General features: G+C 69.0%; 16 protein-coding genes and 1 pseudogene. 11 read left to right on the plus strand and 6 right to left on the minus strand.

Annotated elements, in window-relative coordinates:
* Positions 1–7 precede the first annotated feature (7 nt).
* Entirely contained in the window at positions 8–1528 is a 1521-nt protein-coding gene (locus tag ASE01_RS02515; RefSeq protein WP_056748413.1) for an FAD-dependent oxidoreductase, read from the plus strand.
* A gap of 87 nt (positions 1529–1615) precedes the next feature.
* Here ASE01_RS02515 and ASE01_RS02520 read toward each other — a convergent pair whose 3' ends face one another.
* Together ASE01_RS02520 and ASE01_RS02525 are read right to left on the minus strand one after the other, a co-directional pair.
* Complete coding sequence (locus tag ASE01_RS02520; RefSeq protein ID WP_082605778.1) at positions 1616–2155, minus strand: hypothetical protein; 540 nt, start codon at positions 2153–2155, stop codon at positions 1616–1618.
* Between the two features lie 136 nt (positions 2156–2291).
* Positions 2292–2774 carry a MarR family winged helix-turn-helix transcriptional regulator gene (locus tag ASE01_RS02525; RefSeq protein ID WP_056748415.1) on the minus strand — a complete coding sequence of 161 codons (483 nt, stop codon included), beginning with the start codon at positions 2772–2774 and terminating at the stop codon, positions 2292–2294.
* Positions 2775–2941: 167 nt separating this feature from the next.
* Between ASE01_RS02525 and ASE01_RS02530 the strand changes: the two genes are divergently transcribed.
* Together ASE01_RS02530 and ASE01_RS02535 are read left to right on the plus strand one after the other, a co-directional pair.
* The gene (locus ASE01_RS02530; RefSeq protein ID WP_082605737.1) at positions 2942–4381 is read left to right on the plus strand and encodes a glyceraldehyde-3-phosphate dehydrogenase; all 1440 of its coding nucleotides are present in this window, start codon (positions 2942–2944) and stop codon (positions 4379–4381) included.
* A 181-nt stretch (positions 4382–4562) separates the two neighbouring features.
* A complete protein-coding gene (locus tag ASE01_RS02535; RefSeq protein WP_056748416.1) occupies positions 4563–5198 on the plus strand; it encodes a TetR/AcrR family transcriptional regulator in 636 nt (211 codons plus the stop codon).
* A 63-nt stretch (positions 5199–5261) separates the two neighbouring features.
* On the opposite strand, the gene ASE01_RS02540 is transcribed toward ASE01_RS02535, so the two are convergent.
* The 4 genes from ASE01_RS02540 to ASE01_RS02555 form a co-directional block, all read right to left on the minus strand.
* Positions 5262–6257 carry a hypothetical protein gene (locus ASE01_RS02540; RefSeq protein WP_200958718.1) on the minus strand — a complete coding sequence of 332 codons (996 nt, stop codon included), beginning with the start codon at positions 6255–6257 and terminating at the stop codon, positions 5262–5264.
* Positions 6258–6374: 117 nt separating this feature from the next.
* Positions 6375–7637 carry a DUF445 domain-containing protein gene (locus ASE01_RS02545; protein WP_056748590.1) on the minus strand — a complete coding sequence of 421 codons (1263 nt, stop codon included), beginning with the start codon at positions 7635–7637 and terminating at the stop codon, positions 6375–6377.
* On the minus strand, positions 7634–8308 hold the full coding sequence (locus tag ASE01_RS02550) for a hypothetical protein (RefSeq protein ID WP_056748417.1): 675 nt from the start codon (positions 8306–8308) through the stop codon (positions 7634–7636). The genes ASE01_RS02545 and ASE01_RS02550 overlap by 4 nt, the downstream gene beginning before the upstream one ends.
* 4 nt (positions 8309–8312) lie before the next feature.
* Positions 8313–9674, minus strand: coding sequence for a wax ester/triacylglycerol synthase family O-acyltransferase (locus ASE01_RS02555; protein WP_056748418.1), 1362 nt, complete (start codon positions 9672–9674; stop codon positions 8313–8315).
* 238 nt (positions 9675–9912) lie between these two features.
* On the opposite strand from ASE01_RS02555, the gene ASE01_RS02560 reads away from it, so the two are divergent.
* The 8 genes and pseudogenes from ASE01_RS02560 to ASE01_RS02590 all read left to right on the plus strand — a co-directional run bounded on the left by ASE01_RS02560 (position 9913) and on the right by ASE01_RS02590 (position 18250).
* Complete coding sequence (locus tag ASE01_RS02560; RefSeq protein ID WP_056748419.1) at positions 9913–11610, plus strand: phytoene desaturase family protein; 1698 nt, start codon at positions 9913–9915, stop codon at positions 11608–11610.
* Positions 11611–11822: 212 nt separating this feature from the next.
* On the plus strand, positions 11823–12989 hold the full coding sequence (locus ASE01_RS02565; RefSeq protein WP_200958719.1) for a phosphotransferase: 1167 nt from the start codon (positions 11823–11825) through the stop codon (positions 12987–12989).
* A gap of 108 nt (positions 12990–13097) precedes the next feature.
* Positions 13098–14135 (plus strand): hypothetical protein, encoded by a 1038-nt coding sequence (locus ASE01_RS02570; RefSeq protein WP_056748421.1) that lies wholly within the window; start codon positions 13098–13100, stop codon positions 14133–14135.
* Between the two features lie 113 nt (positions 14136–14248).
* Positions 14249–14374 (plus strand): annotated as a pseudogene (locus tag ASE01_RS25535) (helix-turn-helix domain-containing protein); the annotation flags it as partial.
* 24 nt (positions 14375–14398) lie between these two features.
* A complete protein-coding gene (locus ASE01_RS24745) occupies positions 14399–15445 on the plus strand; it encodes a TetR family transcriptional regulator (protein ID WP_056748422.1) in 1047 nt (348 codons plus the stop codon).
* Positions 15445–16272, plus strand: a complete 828-nt coding sequence (locus ASE01_RS02580; protein ID WP_200958720.1) for a hypothetical protein — start codon at positions 15445–15447, stop codon at positions 16270–16272. Before ASE01_RS24745 ends, ASE01_RS02580 begins: the two co-directional genes overlap by 1 nt.
* 20 nt (positions 16273–16292) lie before the next feature.
* Positions 16293–16916 (plus strand): TetR/AcrR family transcriptional regulator, encoded by a 624-nt coding sequence (locus ASE01_RS02585; protein WP_162260261.1) that lies wholly within the window; start codon positions 16293–16295, stop codon positions 16914–16916.
* Positions 16917–17197: 281 nt separating this feature from the next.
* On the plus strand, positions 17198–18250 hold the full coding sequence (locus tag ASE01_RS02590; RefSeq protein WP_082605739.1) for a type IV toxin-antitoxin system AbiEi family antitoxin domain-containing protein: 1053 nt from the start codon (positions 17198–17200) through the stop codon (positions 18248–18250).
* Positions 18251–18333 lie beyond the last annotated feature (83 nt).

Here is an 18333-nt window from a genome sequence, read left to right on the forward strand (position 1 = left end):
TTCGGCCATGAGCGACACCCCTGAGTACGACGTCGTGGTGGTCGGATCCGGCGGCGGCGCCCTGACCGGAGCGGCCCTGGCCGCCCGGGCCGGTCTGCGCACCCTGGTCCTGGAGCGGACGGCGTTGATCGGCGGCACGTCGGCGTACTCCGGTGGCGCCTGCTGGCTGCCCGGCAGCGAGGTCCAGCAGCGCGCCGGACTGCCGGACTCGACCGAGGGCGCCCGCGCCTACCTGGGCGCCGTGCTCGAGGACCCCGACACCGTCCGCGTCGAGGCCCTGCTCGCCGAGGCACCGCGCCTGGTCGCTGCCCTCGAGTCGGACCCGCTCATGGAGTTCGAGTGGATTCCGTTCTCGGAGTACTACGACGCCCCCGGCCGCGTCCCGATGGGCCGCTCGGTGCAGCCGAAGTCGATCCGGCGCGACGAGCTCGACCCCCGCGTCGGCGAGCTGCTGCGGCCGCCCGTCGAGCGCGACCGGGTCGGCGGGCGTGGCCGCTCGAACCTGTCCGGCGGGCAGGCGCTGATCGGACGGCTCGCTGCGATGGTGCTGCGCGACGGCGGCACGATCCAGACCGGCCACCACGTCACCGGGTTCGTCCGCGACGACGAGGGGCGGGTCACCGGCGTGCTCGCCGAGACCTCCTCCGGCACCGTCGAGATCAGCGCGACCCGCGGCATCCTGGTCGCCGCCGGCGGCTTCGAGGGCAGCCCTGAACGGCGCGCAGCCCACGGCACCCCGGGTCGGGCCGAGTGGACCATGGCGCCGCGCGGCACCAACACCGGCGAGGTCATCGACGCCGCCGCGGCCCTCGGTGCGGCCACCGACTGGTCCGGCGAGGGCTGGTTCTGCCCCGGACTCCTGCAGCCCGACGGCAGCGGCACCTTCACCCTCGGCTTCCGCAGCGGCCTGATGGTCGACCAGGGCGGGCGCCGGTACGGCAACGAGTGCCTGCCCTACGACCGGTTCGGGCGCGTGATGGCCCAGGCCGAGGACCGCACTCCGTCGTGGTTCGTCTTCGACTCCCGCGAGGGCGGCCGCCTGCCGGCGATCGCCATGCCCGAGGGCGATCCGGCCGATCACCTCGCTGCCGGCACCTGGGTGCAGGCCGCGACGATCGCCGAGCTCGCCGACGCGACCGGGCTCGATGCCGGCGTACTCACTGCGACCGTGGAGCGCTTCAACTCCTTCGCCGTGAGCGGCGTCGACGAGGACTTCGGTCGCGGCGAGGACGAGTACGACACGTTCTTCGCCCCGGCCGGCGGCCTGAACAAGGCACTGGTCCCGTTGGAGGTGGCGCCGTACTTCGCCGCGAAGTTCGTGCTCTCCGACCTCGGCACCAAGGGCGGCCTGGTCACCGACGCCACCGGTCGGGTGCTCGACGAGGCCGGCGTCCCGCTGCCCGGCCTGTACGCCGCCAGCAACTCGACCGCGTCGGTCTTCGGCTCGGCCTATCCCGGCCCCGGCGCCCCGCTCGGCGCGGCGATGACGTTCGCCTCGCTCGCCGTGGCGGACATGCTGGAGGGCTGATCCGCCGGGCTGGGTGACCGGGCTGGGTGACCGGGCCCGCCCCCGGTCGGGCCCGATCCACCACCTCCGGTCAGCCGGTCGGGCCCGTCAGAACCTGCGACACTGGTTCTCCTTGTTGCCGTCGACCCGGTTCTTGGCGCCCGTGGGTGCGGGCTTGTTGCCCTTGCACTGCAGGTTGCCGTCGACGATGTTGCGACGGACGTCGAACCTGCCCCTGTTGGAGAAGAGCTGGATGTCGCCCTTGACGACCGCGAGGCGCACGTAGCCGCCCCGGGTGCCGTTCTTGAGCTGGATGTTGCCGTCGACCCGGGTGCCGACGCCGTGGTTGCCCGCGATGAAGACCTGGCGCGCACCCGAGGTCTGGATGTTGCCGTCGATGCGGGCACCCTCGACCTTGAGCACGGCGCCGGAGCCGGCCTTCACGTCGCCGTCCACGACCATTCGGACCAGCCGGCACGTCGCGTTCCTCGGTACGACGACATTGCCGTCGATCACCCGCGTGCCGATCGTTCCCCGGCAGACGACGTCGTCGTCCGCCTGGGAGGTGGCTCCGGTGCCGACCACCATGCCCGCCGCCATCACCGGCACCACCAGTGCCGCCTTCATCCACGTCGTCGCGCGCTTCATGACCATCGTCCTCTCGCTCTCCCCGCGGTCCCGCGGGGTCGGCAACGAGCCTCGGGCGAGTCGATGAGCCGACGATGAGCGCGCCATGAGAGAGGTCTCATGGGGCTCCGCCCGGAATCGGGCAGGACCAGAGGAGTCAGTCCGCGGCGTTCTCGGCGGCGGAGAGCCGGGCGAGCACGCCCTGGCTGAACTCGGCGAGGTCGCGCACCTGCTGGTCGCTCAGGCCCTCGAAGAACAGCTCGCGCACGAGCTGCACGTGGCCGGGGGCGGCCGCAGCGATCGCCGCCATGCCCTCCTCGGTCAGGTCGACGAAGGCACCCCGACGGTCGTCAGGGCAGTTGCGTCGCGCGAGGAGACCGCGGGCCTCCATCCGCGAGACCTGCTTGGAGACGCGGCTCTTCTCCCACTGGAGCCGCTCACCGAGCTCGAACATGCGCAGCGAGCAGTCGGCGACGTCGGGGTCGGTGAGGGCGACGAGGATCTCGTAGTCCGACAGGGAGAGTCCGCTCGCGGCCTGCAGGTCCCGGTTCAGGCGCGCGGACAACTGGGTGTGGAGCTCGAGCCAGCCCCGCCAGGCCTGCTGCTCCTCGTCACCGAGCCACCGCGTCGTCGTACTCATCACCGCCAGTCTAACGGAGAATGTTGACACATCCACGACTTCGCGGAACTGCCCCACGGCCGCGCTGTGACCAGTTCCACTCGTTCCACGGACCGGCCCGATTACCCCCCACCCCTGTCCCCCGGCCTACGATCGAGCGGTTTTGTCGACTGCTTTAGGGGAATTCGTTGAGCGTCATCGAGGACAAGTTCGACCGCTGGAAGCACCACGAGGAGCTCGCGGAGGCGATGATCCCGATCGTCGGCAAGCTGCACCGCGAGAAGGACGTCACGATCCTGCTCCACAGCCGCTCGCTGGTGAACAAGTCGGTGATCGACATCCTCAAGACGCACCGCTACGCGCGCCAGATCGACGGCGTCGAGCTGTCCGTCTCCGACAGCTTCCCCTTCCTCGAGACGATCGCCGGGCTCGACCTGGGCGCCGCCAAGATCGACCTCGCGCTGCTGATCCGCGCCTACCGCGCCTCGGGCGCGACGACGACCATCCCGGAGTTCACCGCCCAGGCGCTGGCCGACGCGACGGGTGAGAACAAGACGCCCGGGCCCGGCTCCCAGGACGTCGTCCTCTACGGCTTCGGCCGGATTGGCCGCCTGGTCGCCCGCCTCCTCGTCGAGAAGTCCGGCTCGGGCAACGGCCTCCGTCTGCGGGCCGTCGTGGTCCGCAAGGCCAAGGGCGACGACCTCAAGAAGCGGGCCTCGCTGCTGCGCCGCGACTCGATCCACGGTTCCTTCAACGGGTCGATCACGGTCGACGAGGAGAAGAACCAGATCATCGCCAACGGCAACGTGATCCAGGTGATCTACTCGAACTCCCCCGAGGAGGTCGACTACACCGAGTACGGCATCGAGGACGCGATCCTCATCGACAACACAGGCATCTGGCGCGACCGCGAGGGCCTCTCGCAGCACCTGCGCCCGGGCATCGCCAAGGTCCTGCTCACCGCGCCGGGCAAGGGCGACGTCCCGAACATCGTGCACGGCGTCAACCACCTCAGCGTGGACGCCGACGAGAAGGTGCTGTCCTGCGCCTCCTGCACCACCAACGCGATCGTCCCGCCGCTGAAGGCGATGGAGGACGCCTTCGGCATCACCCGCGGGCACGTCGAGACGGTGCACTCCTTCACCAACGACCAGAACCTGCTCGACAACTACCACAAGGCCGACCGGCGCGGCCGCTCCGCGCCGCTCAACCTGGTGATCACCGAGACCGGCGCGGCCTCCGCCGTGGCGAAGGTCCTCCCCGATCTCGACGCACGGATCACGGGCAACTCGATCCGCGTGCCCACGCCGAACGTCTCGATCGCCATCCTGAGCCTGCAGCTCAAGCGGGAGACCACCCGCGAGGAGGTCAACGACCACCTGCGCCAGGCCTCGCTGGTCGGCCCGCTGGCCCGCAACCTCGACTACACGACCGCCACCGACGCGGTGTCGACCGACTTCATCGGCGCCCGTGCGGCGTCGATCGTCGACGGCGGCGCGTCGATCGTCGACGGCGACAGCGTGATCCTCTACGTCTGGTACGACAACGAGTTCGGCTACTCCTGCCAGGTGCTGCGCACCGTGCAGTACATCTCGGGCGTCGAGTACGCCACGCTGCCGCGCGCCTGACCTTTCGGCAGTTTCACCGCTTAGGTGGTGAAACTTTCCGACTGAACGCAGGAAACTGCCTCTGAGCACACGGAGTTTCATGTGCCCAGAGGCAGTTTCACCGCTTAGGCGGTGAAACTGCCGCCACCCACCCACGAACACCCTGTTCGCCGGCCGTACACCGACTCTCTATGCTGACCCCATGGAACGGGCCGTATCGACCTCACGTCCCGCCAAGCCCCTGCAGCCGACGCGCGAGGAGCGCAGGCTGGAGCTGGGCCGCTACTTCATCGATGCGGTGACGCCGATGCTGGCGGCGGGCGAGACGTACGCCGATGTCAGCGTCGCCCGGATGATCACGCAGGTCGGCATCTCGCGCTCGACGTTCTACTCGTACTTCGACGACAAGTCCGACCTGCTGCGGGCGATGGGCGAGGACATCACCATCGACCTGGCCGAAGCGGGTTCGGCGTGGTTCCAGCTGGAGTCGCCGGCCGACCGGGCCGACCTGCGCACCGCTCTCGAGCCACTCTTCGCGACCTACCGCCGCCACCAGCTCCTGCTCCGCGCGATCACCGAGTCGGCGTCCTACGACGCGGGCATGCGCACCCTGCATGCCTCGCTCGTCGAGCGCGCCGTGGCGGGACTCGAGGGTCATCTGGGCACCATCGGCACCGGCGGAGGCCGTCGCCTCGATGCGCACCGGGCGGCGACCTGGCTGGCGTGGATGCTCGAGCGCGGGCTCTACCAGATCGTGGCGCCGGCGAGCGACGAGGAGACCGAGCTCCAGCTCGACACCGTCGTCGAGCTCACCTGGCGCATTCTCTACGCAGGCTGAACAGACGACGCGAGGGCCGGGATCCTCTCGGATCCCGGCCCTCGCGTCGTACGGCGTGAGCGATCAGCAGGCGACGAGCTCGCGCACCTGGCGGTCGCGGTCGATGACCAGGCCGCCCTCGCGCTCCATCTGCGCCCACAGGGCGTCGCGCGACTTCCCGGGAACCAGGACGTAGCGGAACATCCGGCCCAGGGTCCAGGCCAGCGCCGGCTCGTCGGCCTTGCGGCCCTGGAGGTGGTGGAGGATCACCATGAAGAAGCAGGCCTCGACCATCATCGCGGCAGCCGCGACCCAGCGCGCCCACTCCGGCAGGGCCGAGTTGTGCGCGATGAGGTGGATCCAGCCGACGGTGAAGTAGGTGCCGGCCATGCCGTACGACGGCGCCATGATCACGGCGATCTTCCGCCAGCCGGTCAGGCGCGGGACGAAGTACGCCAGCAGGGCGCCGACCGCGACGAACGAGGCGCTGTTGATGAATGCCCACCAGTACGGGAAGTTGAGGAACTCGAAGGGCTGGACGCCGTAGTACTTGTAGACGCCGAGGTTGATGCCGATCGTCTCCATCACGGCGTCGAGGATGCCGCCCATCGCGAGCAGCATGAAGTAGTGCTGCAGCTTGGCGCCGTTGCGGATCACGAAGTAGCAGAAGTACGACATCATCCCGAGGAAGGCGACGTAGCAGAGCGGGATCAGTGCGGGCACCGAGACGCCGAAGTTGGTGTAGACCATCTGCAGGTTGGGCGCCCAGTGCAGGTGGCCCAGCATGTCGAGCATCGCTTCCTCGAGGGAGCAGATCAGGCCGCCCGCGAGCACGATGAGGGGCACCCAGTTGCGGTGCTTGCTCACCGCGCGGACCGCCCACGGCAGCGCGAAGATCACCGCAGCCGCGCCGGCGATGAAGAAGAACGCGATCTCCGCTCCAGCACTCGCGTCGTCCAGGGTCGGCTTGTTCGACGGGATGACGTTGGGCGGGTAGCCCTCCTCGCCGAGCAGCGGGTTGTTGTCGTTCCACCAGCTGTCCGTCTTGACGGACAGGGTCAGGATCAGGTCGCCCAGCACGGTCGCCTCCTTCTCGCACAGCGCGCACGCGCCGCGAATCTATGGGTCGTTAGAAAGTGACCATAGACACAAGCGAACACCTTGTCCAGTCATCGAACACATTGTTCGAGGAAGCCGTCAGGCTCCGCCAAGATGGGTCACCAGCTCGACCTGCAGTTCGCCGACGAGGAACCCGAGGAAGGCACCGACGCTGATCATCAGCCACTCGTCGTCCTTGAAGATCGGGCGCATGATGCCCTCGAACTGCTCGGTCGTGAGCTGCTCCATCTTCTCGGCGAGCACGTTCTCCACGTCGAGCACGCGGGCGGCGTAGTCCTCCACCTCGGGCATCTCGGGCAGCAGGGCCAGGACCCGTCGTACGACGGTCGCCTTGGCCGCCTCGTAGCGCTCGGTGCCGATGCCGACGGCCACGAGCGTCTTCGTCGGGCCGAGGGATCGGGCGACGACGTCATCGACCTCGCGGTGCACCATCGCGAAGAGCCGATCGGCCCCACCGCCGGTGAGCACCGCCTCCAGCAACGCCGAGGGCTGGAACAGGTCGGCCGCCATGATCCGCGCGTAGTCACGGGTGATCTGGTCCCGGCTGGCGTGCAGCACGCCGTGCATCCGCTTGCCCAGGAAGCGGCGCGGCTCCTGGGGACGGAAGAGCAGCGTGAGCGCGATCCAGTCGCTGAGGAAGCCCGTGGCGAAGCCGAACGCCGGCATGATCCACACGTTGTGCCACACGGCCCACGCGACCACCTGCACCAGCCCGATCGCGAAGCCGAACACCAGACCGGTGCGCCGCAGGAACAGCATCGAGCTGCCGGCCGTCTGGCGCATCATGTCGTTGAGCCGGTGCTTGTTGCGCACCAGCGTCGTCACGGTCAGGTAGTGCAGGTCGACGAACTGGTCGACGTCGGAACGGACCTCCAACAGCAGCCGGTCCACGATGCCCGGCGCCTCCTGCTGGACCCGTGCACGCACGAGGCGGCGCACCGGATCGGGGAGGGCGTCCCAGCCGCCGGGCGCGACCTGGTCGACGACCTCCCGGGCGACCTCGTCGACCGCGTGGGACAGCGGTACGCGCAGCTCGCGCACGGCATCGGCCCCGTCGATCCGGGCCAGCAGGTCCTCGGCGCGGAGCAGGTTCTCGGTCAGCAGCCGGATCGTCACCGCCGCGACCTTGCCGGCACGCCGGGGCACCAGGCCCTGCCAGCCGAACGGGCCGATCCCGACGAACTTCATCGGCCGGTAGAGCATCTCGATCGCGACGATCTTGGTGGCGTAGCCGATGATCGCCGCGATCACCGGCATCGACGCGTAGATGTACCAGTACTCGCTGACATCGGCGCGGATCTCCGCCCAGGTCTGGACTCCTGCGATGACGTACGGCGTCACTCCGCCCCCGCGCCGCTCGCCCGGCGAGCCGCCCACAGCTGGGTGCCCAGGTCGGACAACACCAGGCCGCCCCGACGGATCCGGGGGCCGACCGGACCGCGGCCGGCGCGACGGATCGCATCCAGCACGTCGGGCTCGGCGAGCAGGACCTCGTACTCCTCACTCCGGTCGTCCCGTTCCGGGGTGGCGGCGACCAACCCGACGGTGAGCAACCGACCGACATATGTCGGCGTACGACGGACCAGCGCAACGCCCGCTTGGCGTCCGATCAGCGAGGCGTTGCGCAGACCGAGGTGCTCCTCGCCGTCACGACGAGCCTCGACGTGCACCATCGGCGTCCACTCCCGCGTCGCGAGGGCGGCGATGATCCGCGCCTCGTCCGGTACGAGGGTGTCCACGAGCTTCGCGATCAGGACGTCCTCCGCCTCGCGGGAGGACTGGACCAGGGAAGCCTCGAGCAGCTCACCGAGCAGGAGCGCCGCTCGGCTCGGATCCCTGGCCTCCCCGGGCCCTGGCTCCGCGTCCTGCGGACGTGCTGACACCGCCGCCGGAACGAGCCCCACCGAACCGCGCAGCAGCCGGCGAGCACCGAGGCCCGCCAGCTCGGTGGTCACCCGGAGCACGGCACTGGAGGCGTCCACGAGCGGACGCAGGTCGTCGACAGCAGCCACCGCGTCAGGCCAGGACAGTCTTCTCGAGCGCTCCGAGGGCGTCGTCGAGATGGATGAGCATCCGCTGCAGGTGGGGCAGTGCGCGCCGATCGCCGACCAGCCCGAAGGTCATCTGGCTGTCGTACCGGGTCAGCGTGATGTTGAGGGCCTGGGCCTCCGAGATCATCGAGACCGGGTAGATGTCGGTCATCTGCGCGCCGTTGTAGTAGAGCGGCTGGTTGGCGGCCGGCACGTTCGAGATGATCAGGTTGAACGGGTGTCGCGGCAGTGCCGTGATGCCGGTCATCCCCGAGATCACGGCACCACCCATGATCAGCTTGCTGACCGCGAGCACCTCGGCCGGGCTCATGGCGGCGAAGCGCACCTTGGCCGCACGGGTCTGGTCCCGGATGACCTCCAGGCGGCGGGCGGGGTCGGCCTGGTCCGTCGCGAGGTCGCAGAGCATCGCACCGAAGGCATTGCCCTCGCCCTCGGAGAAGCCGGAGCCCTCACGTCGTACGGACACCGGCACCATCGCGATCAGCGACTTGTCCGGCAAGGTCCCCAGCTCGTCGAGATAGGAACGGAGCGCGCTGCCGGCCATGGCCAGGCCGACGTCGTTGACGGTCGCGCCGGACGCGGTGGCGACGGCCTTCAGTCGCTCCAGCGGCCACTGGTCACCAGCGAACCGGCGGGCGCCACCGACCTTGACGTTCAGCGGGGAGGGCGGCGCCACGAAGGGCACCCGGGCCGCCTCGTCGCGCGCCATGTCGACCAGGGACCGCACCGCGTTCGCGCTCCGCAGGAGTGGCGCCAGGCTGGGCACCAGGCTCACCCCGGGCTTGGTGCCGGTACGGCGCACGTGGTCGGGATCGGCCGCCCACGGCGGCCGCAGGGTGCGGTCGTCCGGGTCCGTGGACAAGCTGCCCAGGACGTGCCGGGCCAGGGACATGCCGTCGGCGATGGCGTGATGGGTCTTGAAGGCCGTCGCGAAACGGCCGCCCTCGAGTCGCTCGAACACGTGGAACTCCCACAAGGGCCGGCGCCGGTCGAGTTGGACGCCGTGCTGCACGGAGACCGCTTCCAGCAGCTCACGAACCCGGCCCTGTCCGGGCAGCGCGGAGTGACGCACATGGGTGTCGAGCTCGACGGCCTCGTGGTCGACCCACCGCAGCGACGACGGGGAGCGCAGGCTTCGCGAGGGGCGCCGGCGGAACACCGGCTTGAGGTCGTCGCTGGCGAGCAGCTGTTGGAAGTAGTCGCCCACCCACTCGGCGGTATCGGCGCCCTCGGGCGGTCGGTAGAGCTGGAGGGTGATCACCTGCGCGGGCCTTCCGGCCGCCTCACCGAGCAGGAACATGGCGTCACTGATCGCGATGTTGTTCAAGGACGCAGACCTCCGCGTACGCCGGGGTCACACTCACCCCGGATCATCTTTGAATCTATCTTAGAAAAATAGGGTCGGCAAGCGAACGCCAGGCGGAGCAGAGGGGCCAGGAGATCCCTTGACGAAGCCTCGCCCAAGGAGGAGATTTTAAGAACCTGTAAATTTGAACTGGCGCAAACGCCGATCATTCTCTAATCTGGAATAGAAAATGTTTCACCTCCGGCCCCGAGGAACCGCCATGTCGCAGAACGATCAGACCCCCCGAGAGGCCGACGTCGTCGTTGTCGGCTCCGGTCACAACGGCCTCGTCGCCGCCGCCTACCTGGCCAAGGCCGGGCTGGACGTGCTGGTGGTCGAGGCGTCGCCCACCGCCGGTGGCATGACGTCGACCAACCCCTTCCCCGGCGCGCCGGAGTACACGATGAACGAGGCCTCGATCCAGGCCTCGCTGTTCCGTACGACCACGATCGACAAGGACCTGGAGCTGTCGTCGCGCTACGGCCTGCGCCAGACCGTGATCGACCCGGCACACTTCCAGCTCGCCGCCGACGGCTCGTCACTGGGCCTGTGGCGTGACCCGCGCAAGACCGCGGCCGAGCTGGAGTACTTCTCCAAGAAGGACGCCCGGGCCCTGCTCGAGCTCTACGAAGTGATCGACGCCGCGGTCGAGCTCGGTCTGCCGATGATGCAGACCAGCCCCACCAAGCCCGAGATCATGAACGTGCTGAAGTCGGCCAAGGGCCTGGTCAAGAACCGCAAGCAGATGGCCGCCCTGGGTCGCTGGATGACCTCCTCTCAGGCCGAGGCCATCGAGGAGTCCTTCGAGCACGACATGATCCGTGCTCCCCTGCTGACCTCGCTGCCGTTCATGCCGTTCGACGCCGACCTCTCCGGCTGGTCGCTGATCTACCTCGGCGTGCTGAGCAAGTACGGCGTCGCGATGTTCCACGGCGGCACCGGGTCGCTGCCCAAGGCTCTGATCAAGGTCATCCGCGACAACGGCGGCGACGTGATCACCTCCTCGCCGGTCGAGGAGATCCTGGTCGCGAACAACCGCGCCACCGGTGTCCGCATCGCCGACGGCACCGAGATCAAGGCCCGCCGCGCGGTCCTCACGGCCTGCAGCCCCAAGACCACCCTCACCCGGCTGCTCCCTCGGGGCGTCCTGGAGCCCAAGATTCAGAACGCCGCCGACCACATCCCGACCAAGAAGCGCGGCATCTCCGACCTCAAGGTCAACGTCGCCCTCTCGGGCAGGATCGACATGAGCAAGCACGAGAAGTGGCGCGGCGACGGCATCGACCTCCGGATCGCCTGCAACTGCTACCACACCTACGAGCAGGCGCTCGCCGCCGCGCGCTCGTGCGTTCGCGGCCAGGTACCCGAGGCGATCCCCGGTCTGGCACAGGTCACCAACGCGTTCGACCCGTCCATGTCACCCGAGGGCAAGGACCTGTGGTGGTTCTGGTCCGGGCTGGCTCCCTCGATCCCCGAGGACGGCTGGGACGTGGCCCGCAAGCAGATCACCGACTCGGTCATCCGCGACGCCGACGGCTTCTACAAGGGCGTCGAGGAGATGCAGGTCGCCGTCCACCCGCTCGTGATGCCCGACATCGAAGAGCGGTTCTGGGCCATCGACGGCTCCGTCTACCACGTCGACCCGACCTTGAGCCGCTTCGGACCCAACAAGCCCGTCGCCGGCCTCGCTGGCTACAAGACCCCCGTCGACGGCCTGTTCCTCACCGGGTCCGGCACCCACCCCGTCGCCGGCATCAGCGGGATGCCCGGCCAGAACGCCGCGCGCACGATGCTCAAGCAGTTCGGCCTCGAGGACAAGGGCGGCCGGATCGGCCAGCTCAAGGACAAGCTCGCCCGCGACCGCAACAAGGCGAACCCGTACACCTCGGGCCAGGACGACCCCTTCCCGGGTCGATGAGCTCCTGACCCCGAGGCCTGTTGAGAGGCCCTGACCTGCCTGTCGACAACCACACGACCCGGTTCGCTGCTGCCCCAGCGGACCGGGTCGTGTCCATTCACGACAGGATCGACGGTGCCCGCGCCGCGGCCCGGCGGCTCACACCGGCAGACTCTCATCCCGAACGACGAAAGAGGCCCCCAATGGGCGAACAGCTCGATTTCCTGACCTCGGTGTTGCGTGTGAGCGGGGTGCGGACCCGCGAGCGGCTCCGCGGCCTCGCCCCGGTCACTGATCCCGCGGTGGTGCCGAGCAGCGTGGACCAACTCACCCCCGAGTGGATCACCGGGACGGTCGGCGCCGCCGTGTCCGGAGCGATCGCGCGCTCCGTCGACCTTCGCGAGGGCTCCGACGGCACGAGCTCCCGTCGTGGGATCACCGTCGAGTGGAACGAGGCAGGTGTCGCCGGCGGGCTGCCCGCCCACCTCTACACGAAGTCGACCCCGACCCTTCTCAACCGTCTCCTCGTCGGCGTCACCGGCGCAGCGGGCGCGGAAGCACTCTTCTACTCCTCGATCCGGCCGCACCTGCCCGGGATCGGCGCACCTCACGGACATCACGGAGCCTGGGACCCGCGAACCTGCCGCTCGATGGTCGTCACCGAGGACATCGCCACTGCGCGCGGCGCCGTGTTTCGTGATGCGTCGACGATGTACGTCGACCGCGCCGCAGCCGAGTCGATGGTGGCCGAGATGGCGAGCTACCACGGGGCCATGTGGGAGGACCCGCGCCTCGCACGCGACTGGGCACTCCAGGACGCCCACGAGTGGCAGCGGATGTTCAACAACCTCATCAAGTTCGACAGGGGCGCCCTGATCGGGATGCGTCTTGCCGAGGAGGAGATCCCCGAGGAGCTGCACCGCCGCAAGAGCGAGATCCGTGGCGGATTGATGCGCTCGCTGGAGCACGCCGTACGAGGCCCCGAGACCCTGCTCCACCAGGACGTCCACCCTGCCAACTGGTTCCAGGTCCCGGACGGGACCCTGCACCTCTACGACTGGCAGAGCATCGGCCGGGGCAGCTGGGCCCTCGATGTCGCCTATGCGCTGAGCGCGGCCCTGACCATCGAGGACAGGAGGGCCTGGGAGCGGGACCTGATCGAGCTCTACTGCGACCTGCTGGCCAAGGCCGGCGGCAAGCCGCCGAGCGCTGAGGACGCCTTCCACGCCTACCGCCAGCAGATGCTGCACGGGTTCGTCTTCTGGACCTACACGTTCATGGTCGGCAAGCTCGCGCCGCTGCAGCCGGAGGCCCACGTCCGAGCCCTGATCAGCAGGATCGGGCAGGCGATGGTCGATCTGGAGACCCTCGACTCCCTCGACCGGGCGAGCGCCTCCTGAGCGGTTCGATCCACTTGATTTTTATCTGGCATTAAAATCAAACACTATGTACGATCAGAGTACATTCTGTTCGTATCGCCCGATGGCGACCTTTCCTGAAGGACGCACATGTTGCTCTTCGGCACCGACACCATCACCGATCCGGCCCCTGTGCCCCCCGGGTTCGAGCCCGGGTACACGCCCATCGATGGCTACGGCAACCTGCTCCCCCATCCCTCGCCGATCATCGCGAGCGACTTCGACGCCTGGTTCTTCCTGTTCTGGGCCGGGCTGCTCGTCGTCGGCCTGGCCGTTCCGTGGGCCACGATCCGGTTGTTCAAGCACAAGGACCCGCTGCCCTGGCTGATGCTGCTCGCCGGCTTCGGCACCTCCCTCGGCGAGCCGATGCTCGACCTGGTCGGCCACCTGCGCTGGTCCGAGAACATCCACGGGCCCGCCTTCACCAACTTCGGGATCCCCGTCCCACTGCTGATTCCGCCCTGCTACGCGCTGTTCATGGGCCTGGAGGCCTATTGGATCTGGTCGGTCATCCAGAAGGGCATCAACAAGCGGGCGTTCTTCCTGATGTTCGCCGCGGTCGGCATCAGTGACGCGATCATGGAGCACCCGGGCGTGATCATGGGTGTCTACGAGTACTACGGCCAGCAGCCGTTCGAGTTCTACAAGTTCCCGTTCTACTGGTCCTTCATCAACGGTGCCGCCATCTGCTCGATCGCCGTCGTCTTGCACTACGTGTGGCCGCGGGTCCAGGGCAAGGGCCTCAAGATGCTCTGGGTCGTCCCGATCGGCATCGTCGCCACGACGGCCGCCGAGTTCGGCACCGGCTTCCCGGTGTTCCTGGCGATCAACGCCGACATCCCGACCTGGCTGCAGTGGGTCATCGGTTCCGGCTCGCTCGCACTCTCGGTCTTCTGGATCAGCAAGCTCGGTGATCTCGTGTGCACCGAGTCGTCGCTGAACTGGACCTTCTGGGGACTCTTCAAGTCGCGCTTCATGACCCCCGCCGCCCGCCACCGCTACATCGAGAGCATCGGCTGGAATGCAGACATCGAGCCGCCGTCATCGGAGTGGCCGCCGGTCCGGTGGGTCGAGCGACCTGCCGCAGCTCCTGACTCACCACCAGCTCCCGAGAAGGTCGGTGTCTGACCCTGTCCGCACCGCTCGCCCTGCTCCCCGGTCCGCCGCTCCCACGGCAGGCCGGGGACAGTGGCGCGCCCACCGGGGACTCCCCCGAGAGCCGCGGCACCGCGGAGCGGATCCTGGATGCCGCCGCCCACCTCCTCGCCGAGCGTGGGTACGCCGGACTGCGGATCCAGGACGTCGCGAAGGCCGCCGACGTACGACCCGCCGCGATCTACTACTACTTCGAGTCCCGCGACGCCGTCGTGGAGGAGGTGCTGTGGTCTGGCATGTCTCGGCTACGTCGCCATGTCGAGGACGCCGTCGCAGCGAGTGAGCACCAGAGCGCGACCGAGCGACTGCTGACCGCCGTCGAGGAACACCTCCGGCACGAGCTGGCGATCTCCGACTACACCCAGGCCTCGATCCGCAACGCCGGACAGGTCCCGCCGCAGATCCGCGAACGGCAGCGCCAGCAGTTCCGTGCCTACCGCGCGCTGTGGTTGCGACTCCTCGAGCAGGCCGCCACCGAGAACGGACTCGCCGAGGACAGCGACCGGCGCCTGCACCTGATGCTCACGATCGGTGCCCTGAACTGGGCCGTCGAGTGGTGGGACCCCGCCCGGGTCCCCCTCGAGGACCTGATCGCCCACGCACGGATCCTGGTCCGCTTCGGCCTGCTCAGCGATGCCGAGGTCCCGGTGCCGGCGCCCCCGGCCGACCTGCCTCCCGTGTTGCGGCCGGTCGAGACGCGCGACCGGATCCTCGCCGCGACCGCCGCGACCCTGCGGGCACGCGGCTACGCCAAGACCCACCTGGCCGAGATCGGCGAGCGCGCCGCCGTACAGGCGCCGGCGATCTACCACTACTTCCCCTCGCGTGCCGCGCTGATCACGGCGGTCCTGACCCAGGGACAGCGAACCGTGGGCGCCCACCTGCTCGCCGCGCTCGACGCACTGCCCGCCGACACGAGCGCCCGCGACAGGGCTGCTGCCCTGACCACGGCTCACCTCAGGGTCGCGCTCGAGCTCAGCGACTTCGCAACCGCCGTGACCCGCAACGCCGGCCAGGTCCCACCGCGCATCCGGGCGGCCCTCGTCACCGAGACCAGCCGTTTGTACGACGTGTGGCAGTCGGTCCTCGACGAGGCTGCTGCCGACGGCGAGCTGCGTGAGGGACTCGATCCTGCGATCACCCGGATGCTGCTGCTGGGCGCCCTGAACTGGGTTCCCGAGTGGTGGCACGACGACCTCGTCGTCGACCAGGTCGCCGGAGCCGCGCTCCGACTGGTCGACGGCCTCTTCCACCCACCCACCACCACGAGGAGGACGGTCTGATGGCACCCGTCGACACCTTCGGCATCGACCAACCCGTCAACGAGATCGGGCAGCTGATCTCGATCGTGCTGACCTTCGGCCTGGCCGCTGCGGCCATCGCGTACTGCTTCGTGCTGTGGCGCCGCGAGGGCACGGTCTGGCAGTTCTTCCTGCTCGTCAGCGGCGGGCTCACCGCGCTGATGGAGCCGCTCTACGACCACTTGTACGGCCTGTGGTTCTACGAGGAGGGCCAGGCCCACCTCTACACGACCTTCGGCAGCGCCCAGCCGGTCTGGGTGCCGGCGGCGTACCTCGCGTTCTACGGCGGCGCCGCGGTCTTCGTCGCCCGCTCGATGATGAAGCGACCCACCATGCGCAACGTCTGGTCGATGTACGGCACGATCGTCGTCATGGCGCTGGCCGCCGAGCTGAGCTACGTGACGTTCCTCGAGGTCTACAGCTACCAGGACCACCAGCCGTTCGTGCTCGGCGGCTACCCGGTCTTCCTCGCCTTCACCAACGCCATGTCGGCCCTCGTCGGAGGCCTCGTCGCCTTCGGCCTGGTGCCGGTCCTGCGTACGCCGCTCGAGCAGGCCAGCCTCATCACGGTCGTGCCGAGCGCATTCGGGATGGGACTGTTCGGCACCGGGATCCTCTACCTCTCGGTCCGTCACGGCTTCGAGGACCCGCCGATGTGGCTGGTCCACCTGGCCGCTCTCACCGTGGTCGGCGGCATCGCCCTGACCGTGCGCACCATCGGTCAGGTCACCGTCACCGCCCACCATGCCCGAACCGCGGGCACGCTCGGACGTCACGAGCCGGATACCGCCGCCGCCGCGACGAACTGACTCCTAGACTCACCCCTGTGGTGAGCAGGGGAGGCAGTCGGGCAGACCGTACGGCGACGGCGAAGTCCGAGGCGACCCGCGCGAGGGTGCTCGACGCAGCGGCCCGGGTCCTCGCGCGCGAGGGCTACTCCGGGACCCGGCTGACCGACGTCGCCAAGGAGGCCGAGGTCCAGGCACCCGCGATCTACTACTACTTCGCGAGCCGCGAGGAGCTGATCGAGGAGGTCGCCGCCACCGGCGCGCAGTCACTGCTCGACGAGACGACGGCAGCCACGGACGCGCTCCCCGCCGATGCCGGCCCACTCGACCGCATCGACGCCGTCGCGGAGGCCCACATCAGGTTCACGATGACCTCCCCGGACATCGCCCGCGTGGTGCTCCGCAACCAGGAGCAGTTCCCCGCCGACCCGCCGTTGCGCCACGTCGCGATCCTGCAGCGCTACCACCGCACCTGGTCCGGGCTGCTGCGCGATGCCCAGCAGCAGGGGCTGATCGATGCGTCGGTCGACCTCGCCGTCGCCCGCCATCTCGCGCTGGGCGCCCTGAACAGCGCACTGGACTGGTGGTCGCCGGGGCGGACCTCGATCACCAAGGTCGTGGAGCAGACCCGGTTCCTGTTGCGGCGGGGGTTGGGCGGGCGCTGAGGCGCGCTGTCACACGCTGGTGCCGTCGTGCTGGGCTGGGCTGGGCTGTAACACGCTGTCCACCCGACTACCCGGCGGTCGACGTACCTCCCACGCCGCTGCAGCACGGGTCTGACGACGGCAAGGGCGTGGGAGTCGGGCGGACAGCGTGTTGCATCACCGCTCCGCCGAGTTCCGAAGTCGGCCACCTGAGATCCACAGTCCTGGTGCTCCGGCGGGCCATCCACAGGGATCCGTGACAGCGCAGCGAGACGGCCGTCCGGGCACGCAACCTGTGCGGCATGAACGCACACGTGATGGCGCGGATGAGCGCCCAGTGGGGACTGATCACCCGCACCCAGGCTCGCGAGGCCGGTCTGAGCGACCACACGATCGACCGGTGGGTCCGAACCGGCTTCTGGGTGGCGGTACGACGAGGCGTGTACGCCGAGAGCTCGTACGTCGCGCTCCTCACCACCCACCATCAGCGACGGCTCCTGGCCGACCGCGCGGCAAGCCTGCGGGTCGCCGCACCCCATACGATGAGCCATCATTCGGCGGCCCACGTGCTCCGACTCGGCGTGCTGCACGAGCGTGATCCGACGACCCACATCACCCGGCCGGGCATCGTCGGGTCCCATCTTCGCCATGGCGTCAAGCACCACCTCGCACCGCATCGGCCTGACCAGGTGCTCATCGTGGGCGGAGTTCCGGTGCTAGACGGTCCGCGGACCGCACTCGACATCGGGCGCGAGTGCGGCTACCTCCAAGGCCTGGTGGCGGCCGACTCCGCCCTGCGGATGGGCGCGACGCGCGCGGACTTCGAGTCCGCCCTGTTCGAGATGTGGTGCTGGCCGTACTCCACTGTCCTGCGCGACATCATCGCCTCCATGTCGGCACACGCGGACTCGGTGGCGGAGACGCTCGGTCGCGACCTCGTCGAAGATCTGGGCTACGGGCGGCCCCAGCTGCAGTTCGGACTGACGGCAGACGGACAGACGGCCTGGTGCGACCTGCGGCTGGGGCGACACTTCTTCGAGATCGACGGCTTCATCAAGCTGCTGCCGTTCGAGCGCGGAGGCGTGGCCACAGCACCACCCGACGAAGTACTGAAGTCCGCGAAACTGCGGCAGGACTTCGTGACGAGCTTCAAGACGGGTGTCTCCCACCTGACGTGGGAGGACTTCTTCGGACGTCAGCGCCACCTCGCACTGGATCGGTGCCGACGGGAGTACCTCGACACCTGCTCCAGGTTCGGCACCGACATCAGTGACCTCGCGCAGTTCCGTCCGCGTCGGGCACGGCCGCGGCCCGCCGTACGACAGGAGCCTCTCCTGCCGCGGTGGATGCCGTGAGGATGGGCTGGGGCGTCGGCTCCGAGAAGCGCTGCAACACGCTGTCCACCCGACTACCCGACCGTTGCCGTACCTTCCACGCC

This window comes from Nocardioides sp. Root190, assembly GCF_001428565.1.
Lineage (GTDB): Bacteria > Actinomycetota > Actinomycetes > Propionibacteriales > Nocardioidaceae > Nocardioides.